General features: G+C 46.5%; 23 protein-coding genes. 12 read left to right on the forward strand and 11 right to left on the reverse strand.

All coding sequences use genetic code 11. The features are described from left to right. The first annotated feature begins 2 nt into the window (after positions 1-2). Entirely contained in the window at positions 3-1,220 is a 1,218-nt protein-coding gene (coaBC, locus tag D082_RS00915) for a bifunctional phosphopantothenoylcysteine decarboxylase/phosphopantothenate--cysteine ligase CoaBC (protein ID WP_028946810.1), read from the forward strand. A gap of 7 nt (positions 1,221-1,227) precedes the next feature. Here coaBC and proA read toward each other — a convergent pair whose 3' ends face one another. The 5 genes from proA to D082_RS00940 form a co-directional block, all read right to left on the reverse strand. Then, a complete protein-coding gene (proA, locus tag D082_RS00920; protein WP_028946809.1) occupies positions 1,228-2,529 on the reverse strand; it encodes a glutamate-5-semialdehyde dehydrogenase in 1,302 nt (433 codons plus the stop codon). A gap of 128 nt (positions 2,530-2,657) precedes the next feature. Continuing rightward, positions 2,658-3,254 (reverse strand): DUF3177 family protein, encoded by a 597-nt coding sequence (locus tag D082_RS00925; RefSeq protein ID WP_028946808.1) that lies wholly within the window; start codon positions 3,252-3,254, stop codon positions 2,658-2,660. 93 nt (positions 3,255-3,347) lie between these two features. Further along, positions 3,348-4,541: a glycosyltransferase gene (locus D082_RS00930; protein WP_028946807.1), complete on the reverse strand. Its 1,194-nt coding sequence runs from the start codon at positions 4,539-4,541 to the stop codon at positions 3,348-3,350. Between the two features lie 8 nt (positions 4,542-4,549). Beyond that, entirely contained in the window at positions 4,550-4,891 is a 342-nt protein-coding gene (locus tag D082_RS00935) for an iron-sulfur cluster assembly accessory protein (protein WP_028946806.1), read from the reverse strand. Between the two features lie 128 nt (positions 4,892-5,019). Further along, a complete protein-coding gene (locus D082_RS00940) occupies positions 5,020-8,079 on the reverse strand; it encodes a CHAT domain-containing protein (RefSeq protein ID WP_238546778.1) in 3,060 nt (1,019 codons plus the stop codon). A gap of 248 nt (positions 8,080-8,327) precedes the next feature. On the opposite strand from D082_RS00940, the gene D082_RS00945 reads away from it, so the two are divergent. Both D082_RS00945 and D082_RS00950 read left to right on the forward strand, forming a co-directional pair. Then, complete coding sequence (locus D082_RS00945) at positions 8,328-9,065, forward strand: ABC transporter ATP-binding protein (RefSeq protein ID WP_028946804.1); 738 nt, start codon at positions 8,328-8,330, stop codon at positions 9,063-9,065. Between the two features lie 134 nt (positions 9,066-9,199). Beyond that, positions 9,200-9,988 carry an HAD family hydrolase gene (locus D082_RS00950; RefSeq protein WP_028946803.1) on the forward strand — a complete coding sequence of 263 codons (789 nt, stop codon included), beginning with the start codon at positions 9,200-9,202 and terminating at the stop codon, positions 9,986-9,988. A gap of 136 nt (positions 9,989-10,124) precedes the next feature. Here the strand turns inward: D082_RS00950 and D082_RS00955 are convergent, their stop codons facing one another. From D082_RS00955 to D082_RS00970, 4 genes are all read right to left on the reverse strand, one after another. Continuing rightward, positions 10,125-10,379, reverse strand: coding sequence for a hypothetical protein (locus tag D082_RS00955; RefSeq protein WP_028946802.1), 255 nt, complete (start codon positions 10,377-10,379; stop codon positions 10,125-10,127). 290 nt (positions 10,380-10,669) lie between these two features. Beyond that, positions 10,670-11,017: a hypothetical protein gene (locus tag D082_RS00960; RefSeq protein WP_038529841.1), complete on the reverse strand. Its 348-nt coding sequence runs from the start codon at positions 11,015-11,017 to the stop codon at positions 10,670-10,672. A gap of 64 nt (positions 11,018-11,081) precedes the next feature. Further along, positions 11,082-11,366 (reverse strand): SH3 domain-containing protein, encoded by a 285-nt coding sequence (locus D082_RS00965; protein WP_238546779.1) that lies wholly within the window; start codon positions 11,364-11,366, stop codon positions 11,082-11,084. 226 nt (positions 11,367-11,592) lie between these two features. Then, on the reverse strand, positions 11,593-13,170 hold the full coding sequence (locus tag D082_RS00970) for an NAD(P)H-quinone oxidoreductase subunit 4 (RefSeq protein ID WP_028946799.1): 1,578 nt from the start codon (positions 13,168-13,170) through the stop codon (positions 11,593-11,595). Positions 13,171-13,549: 379 nt separating this feature from the next. Between D082_RS00970 and psaC the strand changes: the two genes are divergently transcribed. The 3 genes from psaC (at position 13,550) to D082_RS00985 (ending at position 14,752) form a co-directional block, all read left to right on the forward strand. Further along, positions 13,550-13,795, forward strand: coding sequence for a photosystem I iron-sulfur center protein PsaC (gene psaC, locus D082_RS00975; protein WP_002764973.1), 246 nt, complete (start codon positions 13,550-13,552; stop codon positions 13,793-13,795). Between the two features lie 266 nt (positions 13,796-14,061). Continuing rightward, a complete protein-coding gene (locus tag D082_RS00980; RefSeq protein ID WP_028946798.1) occupies positions 14,062-14,331 on the forward strand; it encodes a helix-turn-helix transcriptional regulator in 270 nt (89 codons plus the stop codon). 28 nt (positions 14,332-14,359) lie between these two features. Next, positions 14,360-14,752 (forward strand): DUF1823 family protein, encoded by a 393-nt coding sequence (locus D082_RS00985; RefSeq protein ID WP_028946797.1) that lies wholly within the window; start codon positions 14,360-14,362, stop codon positions 14,750-14,752. Positions 14,753-14,798: 46 nt separating this feature from the next. On the opposite strand, the gene D082_RS00990 is transcribed toward D082_RS00985, so the two are convergent. Next, on the reverse strand, positions 14,799-15,800 hold the full coding sequence (locus tag D082_RS00990) for an SGNH/GDSL hydrolase family protein (RefSeq protein ID WP_238546780.1): 1,002 nt from the start codon (positions 15,798-15,800) through the stop codon (positions 14,799-14,801). A gap of 443 nt (positions 15,801-16,243) precedes the next feature. Between D082_RS00990 and acr3 the strand changes: the two genes are divergently transcribed. The 5 genes from acr3 to D082_RS01015 all read left to right on the forward strand — a co-directional run bounded on the left by acr3 (position 16,244) and on the right by D082_RS01015 (position 20,084). Beyond that, positions 16,244-17,398 carry an arsenite efflux transporter Acr3 gene (gene acr3, locus D082_RS00995; RefSeq protein ID WP_028946795.1) on the forward strand — a complete coding sequence of 385 codons (1,155 nt, stop codon included), beginning with the start codon at positions 16,244-16,246 and terminating at the stop codon, positions 17,396-17,398. Between the two features lie 10 nt (positions 17,399-17,408). Further along, complete coding sequence (arsH, locus tag D082_RS01000; RefSeq protein ID WP_255356943.1) at positions 17,409-18,038, forward strand: arsenical resistance protein ArsH; 630 nt, start codon at positions 17,409-17,411, stop codon at positions 18,036-18,038. Positions 18,039-18,129: 91 nt separating this feature from the next. After that, positions 18,130-18,525, forward strand: coding sequence for an arsenate reductase, glutathione/glutaredoxin type (gene arsC, locus D082_RS01005; protein WP_028946793.1), 396 nt, complete (start codon positions 18,130-18,132; stop codon positions 18,523-18,525). A gap of 127 nt (positions 18,526-18,652) precedes the next feature. After that, positions 18,653-19,384, forward strand: coding sequence for a response regulator transcription factor RpaB (gene rpaB, locus D082_RS01010; protein WP_010873029.1), 732 nt, complete (start codon positions 18,653-18,655; stop codon positions 19,382-19,384). A gap of 52 nt (positions 19,385-19,436) precedes the next feature. Next, positions 19,437-20,084: a cofactor assembly of complex C subunit B gene (locus tag D082_RS01015; protein WP_028946792.1), complete on the forward strand. Its 648-nt coding sequence runs from the start codon at positions 19,437-19,439 to the stop codon at positions 20,082-20,084. Positions 20,085-20,307: 223 nt separating this feature from the next. Here D082_RS01015 and D082_RS01020 read toward each other — a convergent pair whose 3' ends face one another. Further along, entirely contained in the window at positions 20,308-22,218 is a 1,911-nt protein-coding gene (locus D082_RS01020; protein ID WP_028946791.1) for an ABC-F family ATP-binding cassette domain-containing protein, read from the reverse strand. 685 nt (positions 22,219-22,903) lie between these two features. Between D082_RS01020 and D082_RS01025 the strand changes: the two genes are divergently transcribed. After that, a complete protein-coding gene (locus D082_RS01025; protein ID WP_028946790.1) occupies positions 22,904-24,745 on the forward strand; it encodes a hypothetical protein in 1,842 nt (613 codons plus the stop codon). Positions 24,746-24,782 lie beyond the last annotated feature (37 nt).

The following is a 24,782-nucleotide window of genomic DNA, read 5'->3' on the forward strand; positions in this document are numbered from 1 at the left end:
CCATGGTGAAGGGGAAACGCATCCTAATTGGGGTGGGGGGCGGCATTGCCGCCTACAAAATTTGTGAAGTGGTGTCCCAACTATTCCAGCAAGGGGCGGAGGTGCGGGTAATCCTCACCGCTGAGGGGGAGAGATTTGTTACTCCCTTGACCTTTACCACCCTGGCTCGCCATCCCGCCTACTGCGACGCCGATTTTTGGCAACCGATACATCACCGTCCCCTCCATATTGATTTGGGGGAATGGGCAGATATTTTCCTGATTGCTCCCCTCACAGCTCACACACTGGCCAAATTGAGCCAAGGTTTTGCCGACGATTTACTCAGCAATACAGTGTTAGCTTCCCGCTGTCCGGTGCTATTGGCCCCCGCCATGAATACGGATATGTGGGAACAGGAAGCGGTGCAAAGGAATTTACGACAATTACTAGGCGATCGCCGTTATCATTTGTTGGCCCCCAATGGGGGATTGTTGGCCTGTGACCGTCGAGGGATGGGGCGTTTGGCGGAACCGGCGCAAATTATGCATCGACTGCAAGCACTTTTGTTCACCGGAGGCCAGGAAGATTTACGGGGTAAAAGGATTTTGATTACCGCCGGAGGCACCCAGGAATATCTAGATGCAGTGCGTTTTATTGGTAATCCTTCCACCGGCAAAATGGGTTTGGCCCTAGCTCAATCGGCGGTTGATCGGGGGGCAACGGTGACTCTTATCCATGGATCCATAGGGGATTTGCCCATACCCATGGGAGTAACCAGTATTGCGGTGGTTAACGCTGGGCAAATGCAAAAAGCCCTCCTCGAACAGGCTCCCTCAGCGGATTGGATTGTGATGGCCGCCGCTGTGGCCGATGTTAAACCAGCCCAAACGTTGACTGGCAAAATAGCTAAACGGGATTTACCCGAAAGCTTGCCTTTGGCTCCAGTGCCGGATTTGATCGCCCAGGTTGGTGAACAAAAACAGCCTCATCAATTACTGGTGGGTTTTGCTGCCCAAGCAGGAGATATTATTACCCCCGCCCAAGAAAAGTTGCAGAGGAAAAATCTAGATGTGATTATTGCCAATCCCATTGACCAACCCCAGGCAGGCTTTGGCACCGACAGTAATCAGGCTGTAATTATTGACCGCCACGGTTCCCAAACGGCGATCGCCCCCTGTTCTAAGCTGGCCATGGCCCATTGGATTTGGCAATATCTGTTAGAACATGGATCTGGGGTTTAAAGAACAGCTAAAGATCAAGGTGGGAAAATGGTTTTGCCCCATGCCCCGTATAGGTCGCCGCAATTTGTCCCTGGCCCCAGAGTTGGTATTTATAAGTAACTAGACCCTCTAACCCCACAGGGCCTCGGGGGGGCATTTTTTGGGTGCTGATGCCCACCTCTGCGCCAAAACCATAACGGAAACCGTCGGCAAAGCGGGTACTGCAATTGTGGTAAACCCCCGCTGAATCCACCCGCTGACAAAACTGTTCTGCAGCGCTCAAATTTTCAGTGATAATGCCATCGGTGTGCTTGGAACCATACTGGTTAATATGCTCGATCGCCGCTTCTAGGGAATCAACAATTTTGATTGAAAGGATGAGATCACTGTACTCCGTGTGCCAATCCGCTTCGGTGGCCGGTTCACAGTCAATTAATCTTTGGGTTTCACTATCCCCCCGGAGAATAACGTCTTTCTGCCTTAGGGCTTGGGCCAAGGGTGGTAAAAATTCAGCGGCGATCGCCCCGTGCACCAACAGAGTTTCAATGGCATTGCAAGCGGCGGGGTATTGGGTTTTTGCGTCCACTGTTACGGGAATGGCCTTAGCCAAATCCGCCTGGGCATCTAGGTAAAGGTGACAAATACCGTCGGCGTGGCCCAACACAGGAATGTGGGTGTTCTGCTGAATATACTGAACAAACTCGTTAGAACCCCGGGGAATAATTAAATCCACATACTGGTTCAGACCCAATAATTCCCGAATTTCCTCCCTCGTAGTGAGCAAGTTAACAGCTTCGGGACTGACAGCGGTCTTAGCCAAGGCTGTTTGGATCACTGCGGTTAAAACTTGACAGGAACGGGTAGCTTCCCGACCTCCTTTAAGAATTACGGCATTACCAGACTTGATGGCCAGGCTACTAATTTGGATCAGGGCCTCCGGGCGGGCTTCAAAAATCACCCCCAATACCCCCAGGGGACAGCCGACTCTTTTTAAAACCAAACCCTCGTCCAGTTGTCGGTGGAGGGTAACCTGCCCCAAAGGATCCGGCAAATGCTCCACATCCTTTACCCCAACAATAGTGCTTTTGAGCTTACTTTCCCCCAGTAGCAGACGATTGTAAAGGGGTTTCGCTATCCCCGCCGCTTCAGCTTCAGCACAATCTTCCCGGTTAGCAGCTAAAATTTCTGGCATCGCGGCCGTTAGACCATCCGCCATGGCGGCGATCGCCCGATTACGTTCAATGGTGGTTAGGGTGCCCAAGTGCAGGGCCGCTTGACGGGCGTTGTGGGCAAGGGTGTGGAGGGAAGAAGCACTGGTGGAAAGAACCATAGATTAGCAATGGACAATGGAGTAATGGGAATTATTCTTCAGAACGGGGCAACCCTAGGGAGCCAAGGACAAAGTGTTATGGGCTTTATTTATCCATGTTGAGACTTAGCTGAGATTTGGCCAGCCAGCTAGTGATCCAGAGCCGATCGCCCTTGACGACCCAGACGAAAAATGAGGAAAGAGAGAAAATAAATCACGTATGCCACCAAGCCAACAATGCCCAAAAAACCAAGAAAACCGGTGTTGGAGTTAGCGTGGAACCAAGCTTTGTAGTGCAGAGGCGGTTGCAACCAAACTTGACAGAAACTTTCTGCTCCCCCAGTACCGTTCAACCCACAGGAGAGGAAAGGAATATTCACCAAGATGGCAAAGCAGGAAAAAATAGTGATAGCCCAACGCCAAGTAGTAGTGGCTAGTTTTAAGGGAGAAGGGGGCAGGTCCTTGATTTCATCATTGAGGTCAACCCAGAACCATAAACTGATGGGAATTAAACAGCGGGCGGCAAAGCCAGTGAAGAAAGCCAGCGACCAACCGGGAATGAGCAAATAAACCGTCACCATTAACAAACTGGCCACCCGCCAATAGATGATCAATAAACGGTTAATGGCATCCACCCGTTTAAGGGCCGACCAAATAATCAGCACCAGGGGAATAAGCACAGAGACAATGACCGCCAAGCGATAATCTAACCAGATCAACCGTAACCAAACACCGTCTACTTCCATGGCACCATCGAAAAATTGGACGAGACAACATTAGGGGAGATACTCACAGGATTGACAATCCCCGGCTTTGCTAGGCTACCAAATTTTCAACCATTAATTTCCTGTGGGGGGCACATAAACCCGTCCTTTCCAACCGCCGCCCCGACCCCGCCAATGTTGCCAAGCGGAATCCAAGGTCATGAGGCTATACAACAGAGCAATGAATGGCAGGGCCAATCCCCACCACTGAGATCTGCCGTAAAGTTTTAGTGTTGGGCCATAGGCGATCGCCATTAAAATCCAGGTGAAGCCGGCCAAGAAAGCTAGGGTTGGATTCCCCCCAATGATCGCCAATATTAGGGCAACGGGGGCAGTGAGATAGACCAAGGCCATGCCCAATAGGGTGCCAATTAACAATAGGGGATTGTAAGAAAGCTGGGTGTAGGCAGTACGACTGACCATCTGCCAAATGGTCTCCAGGCGATCGTAGGGGCGCAGACTCCAATTTTCCCGGGTTAAACCTAGCCAAATGGGTAGTTCTGCAGCTTTTACCTTTTGAGCTAGGGTGCAGTCGTCAATTAAAGCTTCTTTAAGGGCTGAAATGCCACCAATGGTTTGCAAGGCTGATCGTTGAATGAGGATACAACCCCCAGCCGCCGCCGCTGTTTTACTTTGGGCATTGTTGACTAAAGGGAAGGGATAGAGTTTTTGGAAAAAGAAAATGAAGGCTGGAATAAGTAATTTTTCCCATACACTCTGACAGCGCAACATCACCATGAGGGATACCAGGGCCAATTTTTCCCGGTGGGCTTTTTCCACCAAGATTTTGATTGTTTGGGGGCCGTGGGCAATGTCCGCATCGGTGAGAAAAATGTAATCCGGCCGGGAATCTGAGCTGAAATTATTAGATTGTACTGTTTGCCAACCCTGTTCCACCGCCCATAATTTACCTGACCACCCAGAAGGTAACGGTTGCCCTACCACCACCTCTAGGCGATCGCCTTGGCCCAGATCAGTCGCTATACTTTGGGCCACAGCGGCAGTGCCATCATCGCTTTGGTCGTCTACCAAAATAATCCTTAATCCCCCTGGGTAATGCTGTTGCAATAGAGTGGGTAGACTTTTCCCCAACACCGTTGCTTCATCCCGGGCTGGGACAATAGCGGTCACTGGGGGGTAATCATTTAAGGACAATGAATTATTCAAATCTAGGATCTGATCGCAACGCCAGAAATTCCCCCAACCCACCAAAAGAAAGCACCAAATTAGACAAGAGATTGCCGTAGATATCAAAAAAAAGGTGACCATTTGCCAACCTACAGACTCCCTTCCAAGCTAGGGGCAAAGGATAAACTGCAACTACACACTTGGGCCGCATTGGGATTGGTGAAGCGAAACCCTCCCCCCATGAGGTCCTCGGCATAGTCCAATTTAAGGTTGTGGAGGTAGCCCGCACTCTGGCTATCTACCAGCACTGTCACCCCGCCACTTTCATACTCCAAATCATCGACGGTTATTTCCGCCACAAAGTCCAGATGGTATAACCAACCAGCGCAGCCTCCAGGTTTGACGGCCAAACGGAAATGGTGGTGGGTCAGTTGCCGACTTTGTTGTAAACGTTTAATTTCCTGGGCGGCACTGGGGGTCAGTTGCAGCATATGCTAACGGGATGGATCGAAAAATTAAAAATTTAAGTTGAAAAATTAGGCACAAAGCTCCACTTGCCATACTACCAGGGCGATCGCCGGTGGATGGTGAATTTGGGATTAATTGGATTTATTGGACGTCAATCCGCTTCGCCAATGAGGGTAAAAGCCCCCCAATAATAGGGTTCAGGATATTCCTGCTTGAGTTTGAGCATGGCCTGACGTAGGGCGGCGGCTTTGCCCAATCCCTGCTGTTGCCATTCCTGGTAAAACTGGGTCATGAGCTTTTCGGTGGAAGCATCGTCCACGCTCCAGAGGCTAACCAAAATACTGGGTACCCCCGCCGCAATGAGGGAACGGGAAAGGCCGATTACCCCATCCCCGGTAATTTCCCCTTGCCCCGTGTCGCAGGCACTAAGAATGGCAATGTTGGCATGGAGAGGATTCGTTTCAAAATGGTGAAAAATTTCCGCCGCTGTGATCCGCCCCGGGGTATTCAATAGGTCGTTGTTGTTTTGTCCTGCTTCCGCTGTGAGGTAGATGGCGCTTTCCAGACCATTTTGCTCGTCAAAGCTGGCATGGGTGGCAAAATGCAGAACCTCCGCTTGGGGCATTTGGGCTAATACTGTCTCCTCCCTCGCCTGCTTACCAATGAGGGGTTGCACCCCCAACAATTGACCGATTTGTTTGGCTTCATTGGCCGCGTTTTCCAGGTTATCAAGGTTGTCGGGATAGGGGTAGGGATTGCCCACCACCAACGCTGGGCTAAGATTAGAGGCCCTTTGCTGGAGGCGTTGCTTTTGTTGGGCTGTCTGGGCCAACACTTGTATGGAGGGGGCTGTGAGGATGGTGTGTTTGTCAATTAAATATTGACCATCACTGTCTTGGAGAGCGGGGAAGGGAATCCCAAACAGCGCTCCTTGGGGAATAAAAATAACTGGGGCATTGGCATTTTTGGGCAACAGGTCAGCAATGGGATCGATCAAAATTTGATGGAGCTGTTGTAGAGAAGCACTGACTTCCTGGGCGGTGCGGCGGGCAATGATATCGGAGGGCGATCGCCGGGTGACAGACTGTCTGGTGGTTTGGAGTAGTTCAACAAAATCCACGTCTTTGAGGTCCTGGTTAAAATCCATTTGCCGGAATTCCATGGTGCCGCTGGGGGAAATGACATAGACGTACAGCTTTAGGGGAGCCGATAAATCCTGGGTTGGAATAAGGGCGTAGGTGACTAGGGTGCTCTGGCGATCGCCAGCAATTTTCTTCAGGGCAGCAATGGTGGGTTTTTCGCTGGGGATAAAATTAGCGTCCTGGGCAAAACGTTTATTGAGTAATTCCACTAAGGCTCTGGCCCGGCCCCGTTCGGCAATTTCCAAAGCTAAGGCGGGCTGATTTTGGGCAATTAAACTTTCCTGCAGACGAAAGTAATTGTACAGATAGGTATCGAAGTAGGAAACTTTCAATTCGTCACTCAAATCTTCGCTGTTGATTGATTCGAATAAATCGATAGCTTGGGTTAAAAATAAAGTGGATTTATCATATTTTCTTTGGTCAAATTCCACATAACCAATATTGCTGAGAATGGTTGCTTCTAACCCCACATTTTTAACCGCTCGACTGAGGGCAAGGGCTTGTTCATAGTAATTCAACGCCTGGGTATAATCCTGGCGAGCATAGTAGATGGTGCCAATATTATTTAAAGTTAAACCTTCTCCATCCCGGTCTTTGATCTCCCGTCGGAGTACCAAAGCTTGCTGATAATAATCCATTGCTTGATCCATTTGTCCCAAGCCGTCGTAAACATAGCCAATGTTGCTTAAAATTGCTCCCTCCACCAGGCGATCGCCGGTTTCCCTAGTTAATTTGAGGGCTTGTTTATAGTAGTCTAAGGCTTGATCTTTTTCGCCAATGCTGTCGTAAAGTAGGGCAATGTTATTTAACCTTATTCCCTCCCCGGAACGATCCCCCACCAATCGGGCTAGGGCTAAGGCCTGTTGATAATATTCTAGGGCCTGGGCTTTTTGTCCCAGTCCGTCTAGGACCAAAGCAACATTACTGATGACAGACCCCTGGAGAGATTGATCCCCCACTGCTTCTGCAATGATTAAAGATTGAATGTAATACTCCAAAGCCTTATCCTTTTCCCCAAAACCATCGTATATCAACGCAATGTTATTTAATCGTACCGCTTCCCCCTGGCGATCGCCCACAGAACGGGATAGGATTAGGGCCTCTTGGTAATATTCCAATGCTTTGTCCCTTTCTCCCAAATTGTTATAAGCCAAGCCAATATTACTAAGGCTAGTGCCCATCATCTCCATATCATTTAAGCTTTTTCCTAGGGCAAGAGCTTCGGCGTAATATTGCAAAGCTTTTTCACTTTCTCCCAAGTTATCGTAGGCCACACCCAAATTATTAATGGTGGTCATTTCCTCGGTTTTGTCGCCAGCTTTACGGACTAAAGCCAGAGCCCGTTGGTAATAATTAATGGCAGTTTGTCTATCCCCTAAAGCATTGTAAATACTGCCAATATTATTGAAGGTAGCCCCTTCCAAGGCATTGTCTTGCAACTGTTGGGCAAGGGGGACAGCCTGTTCATAATAAGCTAAAGCTTGGGAATTTTCACCAAAGTTAGAATAGATTGTACCTAAACGATTGAGGGCAAATATCGTTTCCCGATTAATAATATTTATTTGCCCATAAAAAGCTAAACCCTGTTTAAATAATTCAATGGCCTGGAGCAAAGATTCTTTTGAACCTTCCTTCATTGTTGCTTCAGCTTGGATCAGGGATTGATGCCCCTGAATTTCAATTAATTGACTAGCATTAGGTAGAATAATTTGCAGTTTATATTCCCCCGTTACCCCTGGTTTGTTACTGGTAACTATCACCCCATAGCCCTGGGGGTCTATTTGATTAATTAAAATACTTGCATCGGTGTCGTATAAATCGTCATTTTCGTCCAGTTTATTACCTTCTGCATCCATCAAGATCAAATAGGGATCAAAATCTTGGCTTTCTAGATAAATTAACACGGGCTGATCCGCCGTTAATTCTAGGGGATAGAGGTCAAAAATTACGCCATTGTCCGAGCTCAAGTCCCCCGATTCTAATTCCCCAGTGACACTATCAATAATTTCTACTTGTTCTTCCCCGTGGGCAGGACAGGAAAGAAAAAAAAACTGAGTATTAGTAGCCAAGTGAAGCGCATGGAGTTTGCTCCCAGCAAAAATTAAAATTTACAGTGGCGGGTGGAGGACAATTACCTAGGGCTAACAACTATTCTTTATTAATTACTATTAATCAGTAATAATCGATTGTTCCTGCCATTATCTCTCCCCTCCCAAAATTCTAGAACATCACAGCCGCTATGATGATAAACACAACCGAGATACCTGGTAATTTCTGTTTGCTTTAGATAATCTACATGCTCAATCCCAACCCATTAATGACCCTTTCCCCAACCGCCAACGGCGATCGCCAGGATTCTTCCCAGACCGATGTGCTACTGCGTCTAGAGGAAGTAGCGAAAATTTATGGGGAGGGGGAAACGGAAGTCAAAGCTTTGGCCAATGTCAGTTTGGCAATCAAACGGGGGAGTTATTGCGCCATTATGGGGGCCTCCGGTTCGGGAAAATCTACCATGATGAATATCATTGGCTGCTTGGACCGTCCCAGCCTAGGCCATTATTTCCTCGACGGGGAAGACGTATCGGGTTTGAGTGCTGATCAGTTGGCCAAAATTCGTAACCGCAAAATCGGCTTTGTTTTTCAGCAGTTCTATCTGTTGCCCCAAATGACAGCCTTGGAAAATGTCATGTTGCCGATGATTTATGCAGGCATACCGCCGGAAATGAGAAAAGAAAAAGCCATCGCCGCTTTGGTAAGAGTGGGTTTAAGCCAAAGGTTACATAACCGCCCCAATCAACTATCCGGGGGGCAACAACAACGGGTGGCGATCGCCAGGGCCATTGTCAACGAACCATTGCTACTATTGGCGGACGAACCCACCGGGGCTTTAGATTCCCACACCACCGAGGAAGTATTGGCCATTTTTGAGCAGTTACATAGTAGCGGCATTACCATTGTGGTAGTAACCCACGAAGCAGATGTGGCTAGTCACAGTGAACGAATTATTTCCTTTCAGGATGGCAAAATTGTCCGGGATCATGTCATTAAAAGTTAATCAAAAATCCATTGCGGGGAAACGTTCATTACAATACCGACCAACCCATTCTGATTCGAATAATAGCGATCGCCTAATTGCTGAAAAATACCCTTACCTTGCGGAGATAAAACTATTCTCTTTCTCTTAAATCTATGGAAAAACTACCCCGTTTGCTAATCCTAGATTTTGACGGTGTTATCTGTAACGGCTTGCAGGAATATTTCCAGAGTAGTCGTCAAGTTTGTCGGCAAATTTGGCCGGATTTACCGGGGGAAAAACTAGATTGCCAAAGGGAAAATTTTTATCGCCTCAGACCGGTGATTGAAACAGGTTGGGAAATGCCCCTATTACTCAAAGCCTTGGCCACAAATGTAGATCCAGGGGCGATCATAGCAGACTGGCCGAATATTGCTCAGACTTTACAGAACCAAGAACAAATTAGCAAAGCCCAACTAGCTCCAGCGTTGGATAAAGTGCGAGACAATTACATTAATAATGATTTGGAATATTGGCTAGGACTGCACAGTTTTTATCCGGGCGTAATTGAGCAATTAAATCAGTGGCTACACTCTTCTTGTCCCCAATCGCTCTACATTGTCACCACCAAGGAAGGCCGGTTTGTGCAACATTTACTCCAAAATCAGACAGTAGATTTTCCCCTAGGACAAATTATTGGCAAGGAAATTAAGCAACCCAAATTTAAAACCCTGGAACAGTTATTAGTTAAACATCAATGCGCTGGCGATCAACTTTGGTTTGTGGAGGATATGCTAGCCACCCTAAAGACTGTTGCTAAACAACCTTCCCTAGAACAAACCAGTTTATTTCTAGCAGATTGGGGTTACAACACAACAACCGACAGAGAGCTAGCTAAACAACAAAACAATTTTCATTTACTCTCCCTAAAGCAATTTTCTAGTCCTTTTTCCCAATGGTTTTAGATAAAGCAAAGAAGACACCCCAGCATTACCTGAGCTTTACTGGGGTTAACTCAAGGGAAAAAGTAAAGTTTGGCCAACGGGCTTTTAAACAAAGGGAGAATCAGTCGCTCTTATTCTTATAAAAAGCTTTGCAACCCTACTGCTCCACTTCGATAATTTCCGTATATTCGTTGCCTTCCTCATCTTCCACAATGGTTACTTGATTGCCTTCTTCATCCGTAACACTGACGGCGGTATTACCATCATCATCAACGCAAACCGCAACCCCCATGCCATCTTCTTCATAGGCTTCACATTCCACTTCCTGGGCAATACCTGGCATAGCCCCACCAAAAAGAGCAAAAGAACTAACTATCAAGCTACCACCAACCATTGCGGGGAAGTTTTTCATAGGTTTAGGTTTGTTGTGAAGGGGTCCAAAAAATTTGGAAAACTTGCTGAAAACGCTTAACTAATCTCCGCCCAGCTTAACACAAACTTGATTGAATGAGTGCAAACGCAAAAGCGCCATAGATAAGAAAAATAAGAGTAGGCAATGCTCTTGACAGTCAGTTATATTTTCTTTGCATATGAGAATTCTCAATATAGTTCGAAGGTACGTATTGCCGAGACTGGCAAAACCTAACTGTACTAAGCTGGAAACAGTCGAGTTTTAAAATTTTTCCATACAATTAATGGATTCTAGTCTTCTTTGACAGTGCAAATACCATTGGCACCTCTTTTACCTGTATAACTAACAATTACCGTATCATCCTCATTGATAGCCACCGAAATTACAACGTCAGAATTAGCACCTTGGGCTAATTTAGCCTCATAGTATTTAGGGTTTTTAACGATTAATTGAGCTTTTTTACCATTGATAAAAATAGGTCCGCCCTGATCAGCATGAACCTCAATTTTTCCGGGGCAAGTGGCATTAAATAGGGGAATAGCGGCAAAACCTGGTAGACCCCAGGCGATCGCCCCTGATACGGATAGGATAAGTACAGAAAAAGTTTTAGAAATAAAAGTTTTAGAAAATTTTTTCATTGTTGTTTTACAACATAGAACTTTGTGAATTATGGAAAATGTTTAAGGTATATTTTCGGTGACGCTATTCGCCCCCGTCGGCAAAAATAATAAAGTCACTGCGTATCCAACCGACAGCTTTCGATTTAACGAATTTAACTTCACACCAATTCAAATCACTATTTTTAGTGTCCTTATCCTGAACACATTTGATCACCTCAACTTTGTCACCGGGTAGCCCATACTGGGGAGCACTGGACTTGATAGTGGGCTGAGTTCTTACATTAATACGAGTATTGGGATCCGCTGCTTTGAGGGTAGAAATACCCCGGGCAAAGACGGGAGTGCCCAAGCTTGCCAAAGCAGCCAAAGCAAAAGTACTTAGCAAAAAGGCTGATCTAAGCTTGTCCAAAGTCATTGGATATAGGTTGATGGTTAATGACTTTTCAAAGATAACAGTATTTATTTTTACGACGAGTTATCTTAATAAAATCTTAATTAGCCCCAATGGGAGACAAATTCAATTAGAAGAGGGTAGATAAATACCAACAATTAAGTGAGTTAACTGTGTTTAACTACCCTTTTTCCTGGTCGACCTAAAAACCAATGGTGGGAGCTCGTAAAGCGGTCACTTCTAGGGGGGAAATACCGGCTTGTTGGGCCAAACTGGGCACCGATCGCCGGGCGGTTTGTACTAGTTGATCGATGGTGGGGTCATAAATCTGGGTAATCAGCTTGGGATAGAAACCAATGCCAATAATGGGCACGAGCAGACAACCAATAATGAAAACTTCCCGAGGCTCCACATCCACCAGATTGGTATGGCTGACTAACTCTTCATTCTCGGGGCCGTAGAGCATTTCCCGGAGCATGGAGAGCAGATAAATGGGGGTCAAAATTACCCCAACTCCCATGAGAATGACCACAATGGTGCGAAAGACTAAGTTATAGGCATCGCTGGTGGCAAAACCCACAAATATCATTAATTCCGCTACAAATCCACTCATACCTGGTAGGGCTAGGGAAGCAAGGGAACAGGCTGTCCACATGGCAAAACCCTTTTTCATTTTTTGCCCAATGCCTCCCATTTCGTCCAACATCAACGTGTGGGTCCGGTCATAGGTGGCTCCCACCATGAAGAACAAACTGGCCCCGATCAAACCGTGGGAAATCATTTGCAGCATGGCCCCACTCATGCCCAGGTCCGTGAAGGAAGCCAAACCAATCAGGACAAAACCCATGTGGGAAATAGAAGAATAGGCAATTTTTCGTTTCAGATTTCGTTGGGCAAAGGAGGTAAAGGCGGCATAGATGATATTCACCACCCCCAGAATCACCAATACCGGAGCAAACACCGCATGGGCATCGGGCAACATGCCCACATTCATCCGCAGCAGAGCGTAACCTCCCATTTTCAACAGAATTCCCGCCAGCAACATGTGGGCCGGCGCAGTGGCTTCCCCGTGGGCATCGGGCAACCAAGTATGGAGGGGAAAGATGGGCAACTTAACGCCGTAGGCAATTAAAAAACCAGCGTATAGCAACAATTGCAGGTTGACGGGAATGTCTTTAGCGGCGATCGCCGACATATCAAAGGTATTGACATCGCCGTAGAAAGCTAGGGTCAGTCCTGCTAACAGAATAAATAAAGACCCCCCCGCAGTGTAGAGAATAAACTTCGTTGCGGCGTAGAGGCGTTTTTTGCCGCCCCAAATGGAAAGAATTAGGTAAACCGGCACCAACTCCAATTCCCAGACTAGGAAAAAGAGCAAAATGTCCTGGACCGCAAACACGGCAATTTGCCCACCGTACATGAGCAACATCAGGAAATAGAACAGCTTTGGCTTCAGGGTCACCGGCCAGGCGGCCATGGTGGCTAGGGTGGTGATAAAACCCGTGAGGATAATCAACGGCATGGATAGGCCATCGGCCCCCACTGACCACTTGAGATCAATCTGGGGTAGCCAGGTGTAGCTTTCCACCAATTGCAGTCCCGGTTCGCTTAGGTCAAAACCGCTGTAGAAGGCATAAACGATTAGGGCGAAATCAACCAGCCCCACCGCTAGGGAATACCATCTAACGGTTTTACCGTCCTTGTCGGGGATGATGGGAATGAATAGGGCCGCCACAATCGGCAAAAGGATAATTGTGGTCAGCCAGGGAAAAGTGCTCATACTACCCAGATAGTCTTTACAGACAATAATCTAGCAGGGATTTTTCCGGCCGGGCCCGCAGAAAAGATTAATTTTTCCTAACTTTTTCTAAGTTACTTCTAAGTTACGGGCAGGCAAATGGCGATCGCCGCCGGTCTGACTTTTGTTCACACCCAGGTTTTTTTCTATGGTTTAGATTCGATTTACTTTTGGTTTGAGCCCTGTTGGAGCGGTTTTCCCTGGTTATAGGGTCAAAGTTACTCCAAAGATGTAACAGAATTTAAAGTTATGGCGTTTTTTCCGAAAGGAAATTCAGGTCTGGGGTAAACTAGCCCATAATCCTGACAATATTATTTTTTTCGACTTTACGGAGAACCCTCGGTTAAGGAGCCGATAGTCAATGTCCCATAGTGTAAAAATTTACGATACCTGTATTGGCTGTACCCAATGCGTCCGGGCTTGCCCCCTCGATGTTCTAGAAATGGTGCCCTGGGATGGCTGTAAAGCTGCTCAGATCGCCTCTTCCCCTAGAACCGAGGATTGCGTTGGTTGCAAACGTTGTGAAACCGCCTGTCCCACGGATTTTTTAAGTATCCGAGTCTATTTGGGTGCCGAAACCACCCGCAGTATGGGTTTAGCCTACTAGATCAACTAGATCCAGTGGCTAGCCCCGCCCTTATTCCGATTTTTGATCCACTTTTGACAGCTTCTACGCTGGGAAGGCCCCTGGGGTCTTCTTTTTTATTTGTTTGTTTACCAAAATTCAATCCAAATCTGTTCACCCGCACGGAACAATCCGAAAGTTAATATTTTTACCGGAGCGGTGATTTTCGGCTAAAGCTAGGCTTGACGGAGGGATTACCATAGAATGTAGTCTACCAACTGAGTAAATATACCTGAGGATAATCACCCATGCTGGCTGGGAACTATCAACCCCCTGCGTCCCTATCGGATCGTGAACTGGAAATTTTAGATCTAGTGGCGATCGGCCTGACCAACCAGGAAGTGTCAGAGCGTTTGGAGATCAGTAAAAGAACGGTGGATAATCACGTCAGTAATATTCTGACCAAAACCAATACAGAAAATCGAGTAGAGTTGGTGCGCTGGGCCCTGCAATGGGGCAAGGTTTGTCTCAATGATGTTAACTGCTGTGTGTTGCCGAGCAACGCAACCGAGTCCTAGGTCGGAATTCTCAGCTTTTTGCCGCACTATGGCTGAAATTACAGAAAACAGTCTTCCCCCCCTGAATAAAGCTACGCTCTGGGGTATTATCCGACAGGAAATCAGTGATGAGGTGGTCAACGCCCTAATAGCTTACTATCTCGGTTATCGATGCAATGGCGATCGCCAAGGATGGGATCTGAGCTCAGTGGAGCCGAGTTGGGCCCAGGAGTATCCAGAGCCGCCCAATTTCATTGAAAACCGTCCCCCCACAGTTAAGCTGACTCGGTCCATTCCGGCAGAAAATAAACAATTACTCAAAGAACAGTTAGGCTTTACTGGTTATAGGATTGGCGAGTTTACCCCCCGTCATACCCGCAGAGCCACAGCGGTTAACTGGTTGCTCAGTTATATGGTCATCCATGGCATTCCATTGACTTAGCTTCAGCTTTGAACAGCATTGGAGCTTTAGCGGGAATCTGCCCCCATCACATTTTTGCTAAATTTTCTAAAAGACAATTGGTCAGGTTTTGATAGCCCAAATCGTTAAAGTGAGCGTCGTGCTTATGGTACATTTGCCTGCTCCAGTTGCATACCTCCAACAAAGGAACATATTCCAATCCTATTTGCTTGATATCATCCCCAATTTCCAGGGAGTACTTATTATTAAACGTTTCTCCTTTTTCAGGAATGTGGACGACACGAATAACTGCGTTGGGAAAGCTATTTTTAATCTTTCTTAAAGTAGCTAATCCATTTTGATATAGCTCATTTTTGTCATACTTATTAGCCTGATTAAATTTAAGATGAGGACAAAAATTGATGAGTGGAGCTTGATTTTTACCTAAGCTATAGAGGTCACAGAGCAAATTATATAGTCTCAGCCTTTGCAGTAAATTAAGCTTAGTTTGATCTGTGCTATTTTTTGCTTGATATAATTGATTAGCCCGGTCAATCAATTCTTTTTGACTGGCATTCTGGTCGGCAATGTAAATAACTGGGGGATAATTTTCTACACAGTCCTTAGTATTTTCTTGCTGGCAAAACCAGAGAGCTTGGTCTTGAATGAACGGATACCATAAAGAACGAAAGAAATCATTGCCAATGACCATGATGTTGATTTCATCGAAATGGGCCATGTCCTTAACACTTTCTAGTAAAAGCTGAAAATGTTGGATGCCAGTGCCCGTTACGCCAAAATTGTACAACTCTGTGTTTGATTGCCCCAACTCTTGCCGCAGTTGACTAACCCAGGGCTGTTCACCCCCATCCCCCGCAGTGAAAGAATCGCCAACGAACACAACTTTTTTTGTTGTTGCAGCACTAAAGTCATAATCTACGTTATCAACAAAGCCTAGGTTATTGGTGCCATAAACAATGTCATAATCTACTTCATCTCCATAGATGGCAATACTTCTGATCTTGGTTTTGGGCTCATATTTAACCGTTTGATTTTTCCCCTGGACCAGGGAGGGCTTGGTGAAAAACAAAATTCGATTATAGAGACTATATTTGCCTATATTTGTTAATCTTAAAGCAACTTCAGCTATCACCAAGCTAAATGTAATTGAAGCAAGAATTAGAACTGTATTTTGACCGATTTTAATAATTTTTTCTGAAGGCATTGTTTTGTTTAAACGATGGGAGTAATAGGACCTTCACAAAAATAGTTTATTTTGCTGCTTTTCCAACGGACGACATAGCAATGGCAAGAAAACAGCTTTCATTTGTATCCCCTATTCTAGTCGTTTTCGCAATGATTTAATTGTGGCAGACCACGGGACTCGGCCATTGGGTTTCGTGCCCACAGTTAATGCCTAGCAAGAAGCCGAAAATCTTCTTTGCTCCAATGGTGAAGCCGTGATCGACAGGGTTGACATATCAAGTTTTTTTGATGTACAGTCATCTCATCAAGTTTTTTTGATGGGTTACCATGGTCAATCGCATTAACCCCAAAGCCATCAAGGCCGGGGGAACGCTCAATTTATTTGAAAAATACCTCACCCTCTGGGTTGCCCTCTGTATTTTCGTCGGCATTGTCCTGGGTAAGTTATTGCCTACGGTGGCCCAAACGTTGGATTCCTGGAGTATTTACAACGTTTCCATTCCCATTGCCATCTGCCTATTTTTCATGATGTACCCCATCATGGTGAAAATTGATTTTTCCCAAGCCCAGCAAGCGTTTAAAGCTCCTAAGCCGGTGATGTTGACCCTGGTGGTGAATTGGCTCATCAAGCCCTTTACCATGGTAGTTTTTGCCCAATTCTTTTTGGGTTATCTATTTGCCCCATTGTTAACGGCAACAGAAATAATCCGAGGGCAGGAAGTCACCTTGGCCAATTCCTACATTGCCGGTTGCATTTTGCTTGGTATTGCCCCCTGTACCGCCATGGTGTTGATGTGGGGCTATCTTTCCTATAGCAATCAGGGTTTGACATTGGTAATGGTGGCAGTTAATTCCCTGGCCATGCTTTTTCTCTACGCTCCTTTGGGTAAATGGCTGTTATCGGCCAGTAATTTGACGGTGCCTTGGCAAACCATTGTTTTATCGGTGTTAATCTACGTGGGTTTGCCCCTCGCCGCCGGTATTTACAGTCGTTACTGGATTTTGAAACATAAAGGACGGCAATGGTTTGAGAGTCAGTTTTTGCAGTACCTCAGCCCGATCGCCATTGTGGCTTTGTTGTTAACGTTAATTTTGCTCTTTGCTTTTAAGGGGGAATTAATTGTTAATAATCCTCTGCACATTTTGCTGATTGCAGTACCCTTATTTATCCAAACCAATTTCATTTTTGTAATTACCTACGTTCTGGGATTAAAACTCAAACTGAGTTACGAAGATGCCGCCCCCGCCGCCCTGATTGGTGCCAGTAATCATTTTGAAGTGGCGATCGCCACCGCTGTGATGTTGTTTGGTCTTAATTCTGGTGCTGCTTTGGCCACCGTGGTGGGGGTATTAATCGAAGTGCCGGTGATGCTAATGCTGGTGGAAGTCTGTAAAAAAACCGCCTTTTGGTTCCCCAGGGATCCGGAAAAAGCCACTTTGCTAGACCCCCGTTGTATTAATTCCCAATTAGGTTGCAACTGATTATTCAAATATCCCCCCAATGACAAATTTTGACCATCCTCCCCGCATCCTCTTTCTCTATGGTTCCCTCCGGGAGCGTTCCTATAGCCGTTTACTAGCCGAGGAAGCCGCCCGCATCATTACGGCCATGGGGGCCGAAACCAAATTTTTTGACCCGAGGGAATTACCCCTACGGGGCCAAGTTCCGGACAGCCACCCCAAGGTTCAAGAATTACTGGAACTAAGCCAATGGTCCGAAGGACAGGTCTGGTCTTCCCCGGAAATGCACGGCAACATCACCGGCATCCTCAAAAACCAACTTGATTGGATTCCCCTAGAAGTTGGTTCCATCCGACCCACCCAGGGGCGAACCCTCGCCCTTATGCAGGTTAGTGGCGGCTCCCAATCCTTCAACGCCGTCAACACCATGCGGATTCTTGGTCGTTGGATGCGGATGTTTACCATTCCCAACCAGTCGTCCGTGGCCAAGGCGTATCAGGAATTCCATGAAGACGGCACCATGAAAGATTCCCCCTATCGGGACCGGGTGGTGGACGTGATGGAAGAACTGTACAAATTCACCCTACTTTTGCGGGACAAGGTGGATGATTTGACCGATCGCCATAGTGAAAGAAAAGCCCGGGCCAACGCCAATGGTTGATGGGCCCGACTCTCCACTGCCACTAACTCTGACTCACTCTAACTGTCCAACTAATTTAATCAATTACCCCATTCAAATGGAGGCCTGAACTGTGAAAAAAGTCATGTTCGTTTGTAAGCGTAATTCCTGTCGCTCCCAGATGGCAGAGGGCTTTGCTAAAACCCTAGGGGCGGGCAAAATATCCGTCACCAGTTGTGGGTTGGAATCTTCCCGAGTTCATCCCACCGCCATTGCAATGATGGAAGAAGTGGGCATAGACATCACCGATCAGACCTCCGATCCCATCGGAAACTTTAACGCTGACGATTACGACGTGGTAATTTCCCTCTGTGGCTGTGGAGTTAATCTGCCGCCGGAGTGGGTCAGCCAAGAAATTTTTGAGGACTGGCAACTGGAAGACCCCGATGGTCAATCGTTGGAAGTTTTTCGCACAGTGCGGGGGCAAGTCAAAGAACGGGTGGAAGAACTGATCGCTAAAATTGGCTGATCTGTCCGATCCCCATGGATACCAACGATACCAAACCCTCAATTTGGCTATATGCTTAGGGAAATGGCTTTTTGCCACGAAACTTCACTAATCGTTATACAAGTTAACCAAAGGAGGGTTGTGGATCTTGGAAACCAATAAAGAAAGAATATTGGTGGTCGATGACGAGGCCAGCATCCGACGCATATTAGAAACCCGTTTATCCATGATTGGCTATGAAGTGGTGACGGCGGCCGACGGTGAAGAGGCGATCGCCACTTTCCATGAGAGCGACCCCGATTTGGTGGTGTTGGATGTGATGATGCCCAAGCTGGACGGCTACGGCGTTTGTCAGGAATTACGCAAGGAATCGGATATTCCCATTATTATGCTCACGGCCCTGGGGGATGTGGCGGACCGCATTACCGGGCTGGAACTGGGGGCCGATGACTATGTGGTCAAACCCTTTTCCCCCAAGGAATTGGAAGCTAGAATTCGTTCTGTGCTGCGGCGGGTGGATAAAAACGGTATGCCCGGCATTCCCAGTTCGGGGGTGTTACAGATTGCCACCATTCGCATTGATACCAACAAGCGGCAAGTCTATAAAGGGGATGAGCGCATCCGGTTGACGGGGATGGAATTTAGCCTGTTGGAACTATTGGTGAGCCGCTCCGGTGAACCCTTTTCCCGTTCGGAAATTTTGCAGGAAGTGTGGGGTTATACCCCCGAACGCCATGTGGACACCAGGGTGGTGGATGTGCATATTTCCCGCCTGCGGGCCAAGCTGGAGGAAGACCCCAGCAATCCCGAATTAATTCTCACTGCCCGGGGCACCGGTTATCTTTTCCAACGCATTCTGGAACCGGGGGAAGAGCCGTAATTCCTAGGGGTTCACCGAGGAATTTTTAGCCCATTGCCAGTTGATTGCCGTCATGAGTGCAGATCCTAATCGTATTCTTCGTTTATTACCTCTGGGGGCAGGCAGTCTCGGGGGAATATTGTTGCTGATTAACCGCCTTTCCACCCCCGTATTAAACCCTTCCCAGGCCCGTTCCGATGTGGTGGGGGTAATTCTAGCAGGGATGCTGGTGTGTGTCTGGCTAATTTGGCAACGAATTCAGCCCAAATCACCGGAAGCGGTGGTGCTAGAAGGCAAAGAAGGCTTTGATTTATTAGAAAGTCTGCCCCAGGACTTGCAAACAGAGTTAGCCTGGGCTTCCCATTTGCTCTTGACCAATACTGTTACCCAAACCATGGTGGTCTATTACGATCGCCAGGTGTTGTTGCGGCGGGGCATTTTGAGTGGACAAAAAGAAGTGAAACCGGGGCCCATTGTAGAACGGGTGATGCAGACCCAAAAACCAGTCTATTTAGTTAATCTCCCCCTTTACCCCGGTCGGGTAGAGTTTGATTATTTACCAGCCAACACCCAGGGGTTAATTTGTCAGCCCCTCGGCGATCGGGGCGTGATGATTTTGGGAGCCAATATTCCCCGCAGTTACACCAAGCAGGATGAAAATTGGGTAACGGGCATTGCCGATAAAATTGCCCATAGTTTAGGCACAGTTATCAATGTTTAACGAAGTTTAACGGGCATTAAGCCAGGCAAAAATTTCCGCCGTGGTTAAGTTCAGATTTATAGTCAATCAAAGTAAGATTGAGACGGCTAAGCTCTTTACCAAAGACGGTTTTGGCTCTGGTCAGTGTCTTACTCTCAATTAAATCAACTATAAGTCAGTGAGCAACTGTAGAGACTTTTGATCATTGTTCATTTCTAGGGTTTGAACACTAGAAAAAATTACTTCAAATTCTCTCAGCTAGACTCAACCACCGTTCTGTTTTTTGGTCAATACTTTCACTTAAATTAGCTAGGCGTTCCGTCAGGTTTTGCAACTCGGAAAAGTTCCCATTGGGACTCTGGTAAAGTTGCGCTTCTAATTGGGCCTTTTCCGCCTCCAATTGGGGAATTTGTTGTTCTAGTTGTTCGTATTCCCGCTTTTCCTTATAGGAAAGTTTTTTCGCCCCGCTATCTTGGCTAACCTTAGTCGTAATAGAAGCAATCGGCTGAGATTTTTTTAACTCAGTTTCTTCTTGGTTAGCTCTAACCTGTTCTGCTTTTTTATACTCTAAATACAAACTATAATTACCGGGATATTGACGCAACTTTCCTTCTTCTTCAAAGGCAAAAATTGTTTCCACTGTCCGGTCAAGGAAATAGCGGTCGTGGGAAACCACAATTACACAGCCGTTAAAGTCTTCTAAATAATCTTCCAACACCGCCAAAGTTTGGACATCTAAATCGTTGGTGGGCTCATCCAAAATTAAAACGTTGGGGGCTTGCATCAATACCCGGAGCAAAAATAAACGACGTTTTTCCCCCCCAGATAATTTGGCAATCGGGGCAAACTGCTGATTAGGGGGAAACAAAAATCTTTCTAGCATTTGTCCCGCCGTAATTACTTCCCCATCGGTGGTTTTCACCAATTCTGCCACACTTTTAAGGTAATCGATCACCCGTTGGTTAGGGTTCAAACTAAGATCATCGGAATGTTGATCAAAGTAACCAAAATGAATGGTACTACCAATATCCACCTTGCCCTGATCCGGTTCCAGTCTACCCGTAATCATATTCATTAAAGTGGATTTACCTACACCATTTTTGCCCACAATGCCCACTCGATCAACGGGGGTAAAAATATAGGAAAAATCCTTAATTAATTGGCGATCGCCAAAGCCTTTGCTAACATTTTCCAGCTCTACTACTTTTTTACCAATGCGCCGCCCCGCCGTAGCAATATCCACTTTGCCAGGCCCAGTTTTAAAGCTGGTTTCCTGCATATCCCGAATACGATCAATGCGGGCTTTTTGCTTGGTGCTCCGGGCTTTAGGACCACGCTTTAACCATTCCAATTCCCGCCGCAATACCCCTTGGTGTTTTCTTTGACTGCTTTGTTCTGAGTCCTCTGCTTCCGCTTTTTTGGTCAGATAATAACCATAGTTGCCGTTGTAGCTGTACAGTTCCCCCTGATCAATTTCCAAAATACGGTTCGTCACCCGGTCCAAGAAATAACGGTCGTGGGTAATAAGTAACAATGCGCCCCGGAACCTTTGTAGGTAACTTTGTAGCCATTCCACCGAAAAAGCATCCAAATGGTTAGTGGGCTCGTCCATCAGCAACACATCCGGTTGGGACAATAATGCAGCGGCGATCGCCACCCGTTTGCGGTAACCGCCGGAGAGGTCGCCTATTTTGGCATCCAGCCGATCAACCCCCAACTGGGTCAGGATAATTTTTGCTTGGGTTTCCAGTTCCCAAGCGCCACTGGTTTCCATCTGGGCCGATAGGGCTGAGAGTTGATTGAGCAATTGCTCGTTACTACCCTGGTGGGCCAACTTGTCCGACAGCAGTTCATATTGTTTGACCAATTCCCACTGCTCCCCACTGTCCACAAATACCTGCTCCAATACGGTGCGATCGCCGTCCATCTCTGGTTGTTGGGGCAAATAAACCACTTTGGCACTGCTGTTACACCAATATTCACCACCGTCAAAGGTTTCTAACCCCGCAATCATTTTCAATAGGGTGGATTTCCCAGAACCGTTGACCCCAATCAGCCCTACTCGATCGCCCGGTTCAATGTTGAAAGTAGCGTCCCGCAGAATTTCCTTAATACCAAAATCTTTACGGAGGGACTGAACGGTGATGAGGGCCATACGGGGGAATTTATCAGGGGAAGGAAATCAGCAGGCATTGTTTGGCACCCATTTTATCTGAATACTGGTTGGGGAAGACTGACAAACTGCTTAAGAGCTATGCTCTGGCAATATGGAGTACTTTGTCTGGTCTCCAGCCAAACCTGGGAACCGATAGGTTAACCTTTTCTTAGTCTTAACTTTAAGTAATCTTTAAATATTCTTTAAAAAGTCTTTAAATTTGTCATCACAAGGGAGGCTGCACTGTCGCTGTCCGATTAATACCAGCCATTCCCTTAACTTAACTTTGGGCCAATAACGCAGTACGTTTAGGTTTAATTGTTGACCCAATCTATCCCCCATCGGGGCATCCACTATTCGGCATAATCTCCTTTCCGACAAGGGTCTCAGCTACTTACCCTGATATGTTTTTTGCCAATATGCTATTATCCCAGCTCCATTTGGGTAAGTTACATTTGTGACTTATCGTAGTGGTTATGGGGCTGTGATCCAGATCACATACATGGGTCAACTGGGACAATAAAATATATTCTAGCAAAGCAAAATTTGATGCAGGAAATTTGGCTCAACACCGGGAAAATAATCTAAATCCAGTCATTTTGATCTGATTTCCTTGTCCGTCTTCTGTCACTGATTTATTTCCTATTTAGACTGTTTTATTTTTATTTACGGCTGAAGGTTCATTATGAATACCCGTTTTTTCCTCAATTTGCTCACTGCTTCCAAACGTAACGCCGGTTTTGCTATGCCCATGGTGATTATGGGTGGTTTAGTGATTACGGTGGCAGCGGCGGCGATCGCCATGAAGGGGATGAATGATCAAAATCAGGTCACAGCTAAGGCTCAGTCCCAGCAAGCAGAAGCTCTAGCGGAAGCTGGTGCGGCCCAGTATATAGATTTTCTTAATACACATCCCAAGCTTTTAACTCCGGGTTTAGGTAATCCACACTCAGGACTTTGGACTGAGGCCAACTGGCAAACAGCTTGGAATGGCTCCTATGCTAGCAGTAGTAGCAGTAGCAGTAGTAGTGCCGGAACACCGCCTCCCCAGTCGGGAACCACCTGTCAGACCACCACGTATAACAGTGCTGGGAATCCTACCAATCCTAATGCTGGGGGAACGTCATCTATTCCATCAAATCAAGTTTCTAATTGGATTACTCCTCAAACAGAGAGACCTATTAACAATGGCAATGGTAAAGTTAAGTTGGTGGGCTACTCCTACGACAGTATTAGGAATGTGGGAGCGATCTCCGTGCAGGGTATAGTTGACGATAATCAAGCCGCATCCCAAATTCAGTATGCTTTCAGAGTTCGACCTGAAATGCCAACCTTTAATAACACCCCTATTGTGCCCCAAATAGGTAGTGGGGGCGGAGGTGCAGGACTTTGGGCAAGGAATTTTCAGGGCAGGGCTGACGAAGCTACAGTCTACGGCAATATACTAGATAGCTCTGGGTGTGAAAATGGAACAACGCCAAGTGACGGAAATACAGACGAATTGCCTGCCGGAATCTTTACACTTGGAAATGGCAGTTCCTGGGAACCTCCACTTAGTGGCATACAGGGAACCTACACTAACCAGGATATTCCTTTTCCTCCTTTACCTAATTATCCCACATCTTCAGAATTCACAGCTTTAATAAGCAACAATCGTTTAAATTCAACAACTTGCAGCGCTTCTGGCCGTACTCAATTTCCTCAGACAAATGACTATGCAACTGACGGGACACAGTATAATGCAAGTTCACCGCCAACAACACCTAAAGTCTACAGATATAGAATCACCTCTGCTTGTAATAAGGAGAACATGACGTTTGGAGATACTGGTGGTGGAACTGTAATGATGTATGTTGATGGGGATGCGAACATTGGAGGTAATACAACCATTGGAGGCACTTCAGCAACTAAGGTCATTTGGTTGATTAATGGAGACCTTACTCTAGGTGGTGGTGCATCGTTTGGTGGAGCAAATACAATTAAAAATTGGGCATTCTTTGTCTATGGTGATGATCTTCGTCAGCGAGGTAACGCAGACACTTATGGCTTCTTATTTGCTCCAAATGCAACTTTAGATGTGAATGGTACTGGTAAATTTGCCGGTGCTGTTTGGGTGGATACAATTACTCAAGGAAATGCTCAGTCAAAAATATTCCAGGCTCTAAATCAAAGTGAAATTAACGAGATCTTCACTACGGCTTACACTGCTTCTGGCAACAGTACAGATGCTACCTATGCAAGTTCTTCTGGTCCGCCAACACCTGCCAAAATTGAATTAATTGGTAATTACACGACTCAATCGACAGATACTACATCCGTCTCTATCCCCTCTGGTTTAGATTACTCCGCAGCCTACGCTTCCAGTTCTAGTTCTCAGACTTCCAGTGCAAGTTCTCAGGCTTCTAGTGCAAGTTCTCAGGCTTCTAGTTCTAGTAGTTCTACTCCTCTTCTTAGTTCAATTACTAATCGCCTTGCTTGTATTGCCGCTGGTGGTCGTTGGAATAACGGACAGGGAACTTGTCGCTAGAATTTAGCAATGATTTTCTCGAATAAAACCATATAGC

Source organism: Synechocystis sp. PCC 6714 (assembly GCF_000478825.2).
Classification (GTDB): Bacteria; Cyanobacteriota; Cyanobacteriia; order Cyanobacteriales; family Microcystaceae; genus Synechocystis.

Coding starts and splice junctions, on each gene's coding strand:
- coaBC (WP_028946810.1), top strand. CDS start 3: ATGGTGAAGGGGAAACGCATCCTAATTGGGGTGGGGGGCGGCATTGCC.
- proA (WP_028946809.1), bottom strand. CDS start 2,529: ATGGTTCTTTCCACCAGTGCTTCTTCCCTCCACACCCTTGCCCACAAC.
- D082_RS00925 (WP_028946808.1), bottom strand. CDS start 3,254: ATGGAAGTAGACGGTGTTTGGTTACGGTTGATCTGGTTAGATTATCGC.
- D082_RS00930 (WP_028946807.1), bottom strand. CDS start 4,541: ATGGTCACCTTTTTTTTGATATCTACGGCAATCTCTTGTCTAATTTGG.
- D082_RS00935 (WP_028946806.1), bottom strand. CDS start 4,891: ATGCTGCAACTGACCCCCAGTGCCGCCCAGGAAATTAAACGTTTACAA.
- D082_RS00945 (WP_028946804.1), top strand. CDS start 8,328: ATGACCCTTTCCCCAACCGCCAACGGCGATCGCCAGGATTCTTCCCAG.
- D082_RS00950 (WP_028946803.1), top strand. CDS start 9,200: ATGGAAAAACTACCCCGTTTGCTAATCCTAGATTTTGACGGTGTTATC.
- D082_RS00955 (WP_028946802.1), bottom strand. CDS start 10,379: ATGAAAAACTTCCCCGCAATGGTTGGTGGTAGCTTGATAGTTAGTTCT.
- D082_RS00960 (WP_038529841.1), bottom strand. CDS start 11,017: ATGAAAAAATTTTCTAAAACTTTTATTTCTAAAACTTTTTCTGTACTT.
- D082_RS00970 (WP_028946799.1), bottom strand. CDS start 13,170: ATGAGCACTTTTCCCTGGCTGACCACAATTATCCTTTTGCCGATTGTG.
- psaC (WP_002764973.1), top strand. CDS start 13,550: ATGTCCCATAGTGTAAAAATTTACGATACCTGTATTGGCTGTACCCAA.
- D082_RS00980 (WP_028946798.1), top strand. CDS start 14,062: ATGCTGGCTGGGAACTATCAACCCCCTGCGTCCCTATCGGATCGTGAA.
- D082_RS00985 (WP_028946797.1), top strand. CDS start 14,360: ATGGCTGAAATTACAGAAAACAGTCTTCCCCCCCTGAATAAAGCTACG.
- acr3 (WP_028946795.1), top strand. CDS start 16,244: ATGGTCAATCGCATTAACCCCAAAGCCATCAAGGCCGGGGGAACGCTC.
- D082_RS01015 (WP_028946792.1), top strand. CDS start 19,437: ATGAGTGCAGATCCTAATCGTATTCTTCGTTTATTACCTCTGGGGGCA.
- D082_RS01020 (WP_028946791.1), bottom strand. CDS start 22,218: ATGGCCCTCATCACCGTTCAGTCCCTCCGTAAAGATTTTGGTATTAAG.
- D082_RS01025 (WP_028946790.1), top strand. CDS start 22,904: ATGAATACCCGTTTTTTCCTCAATTTGCTCACTGCTTCCAAACGTAAC.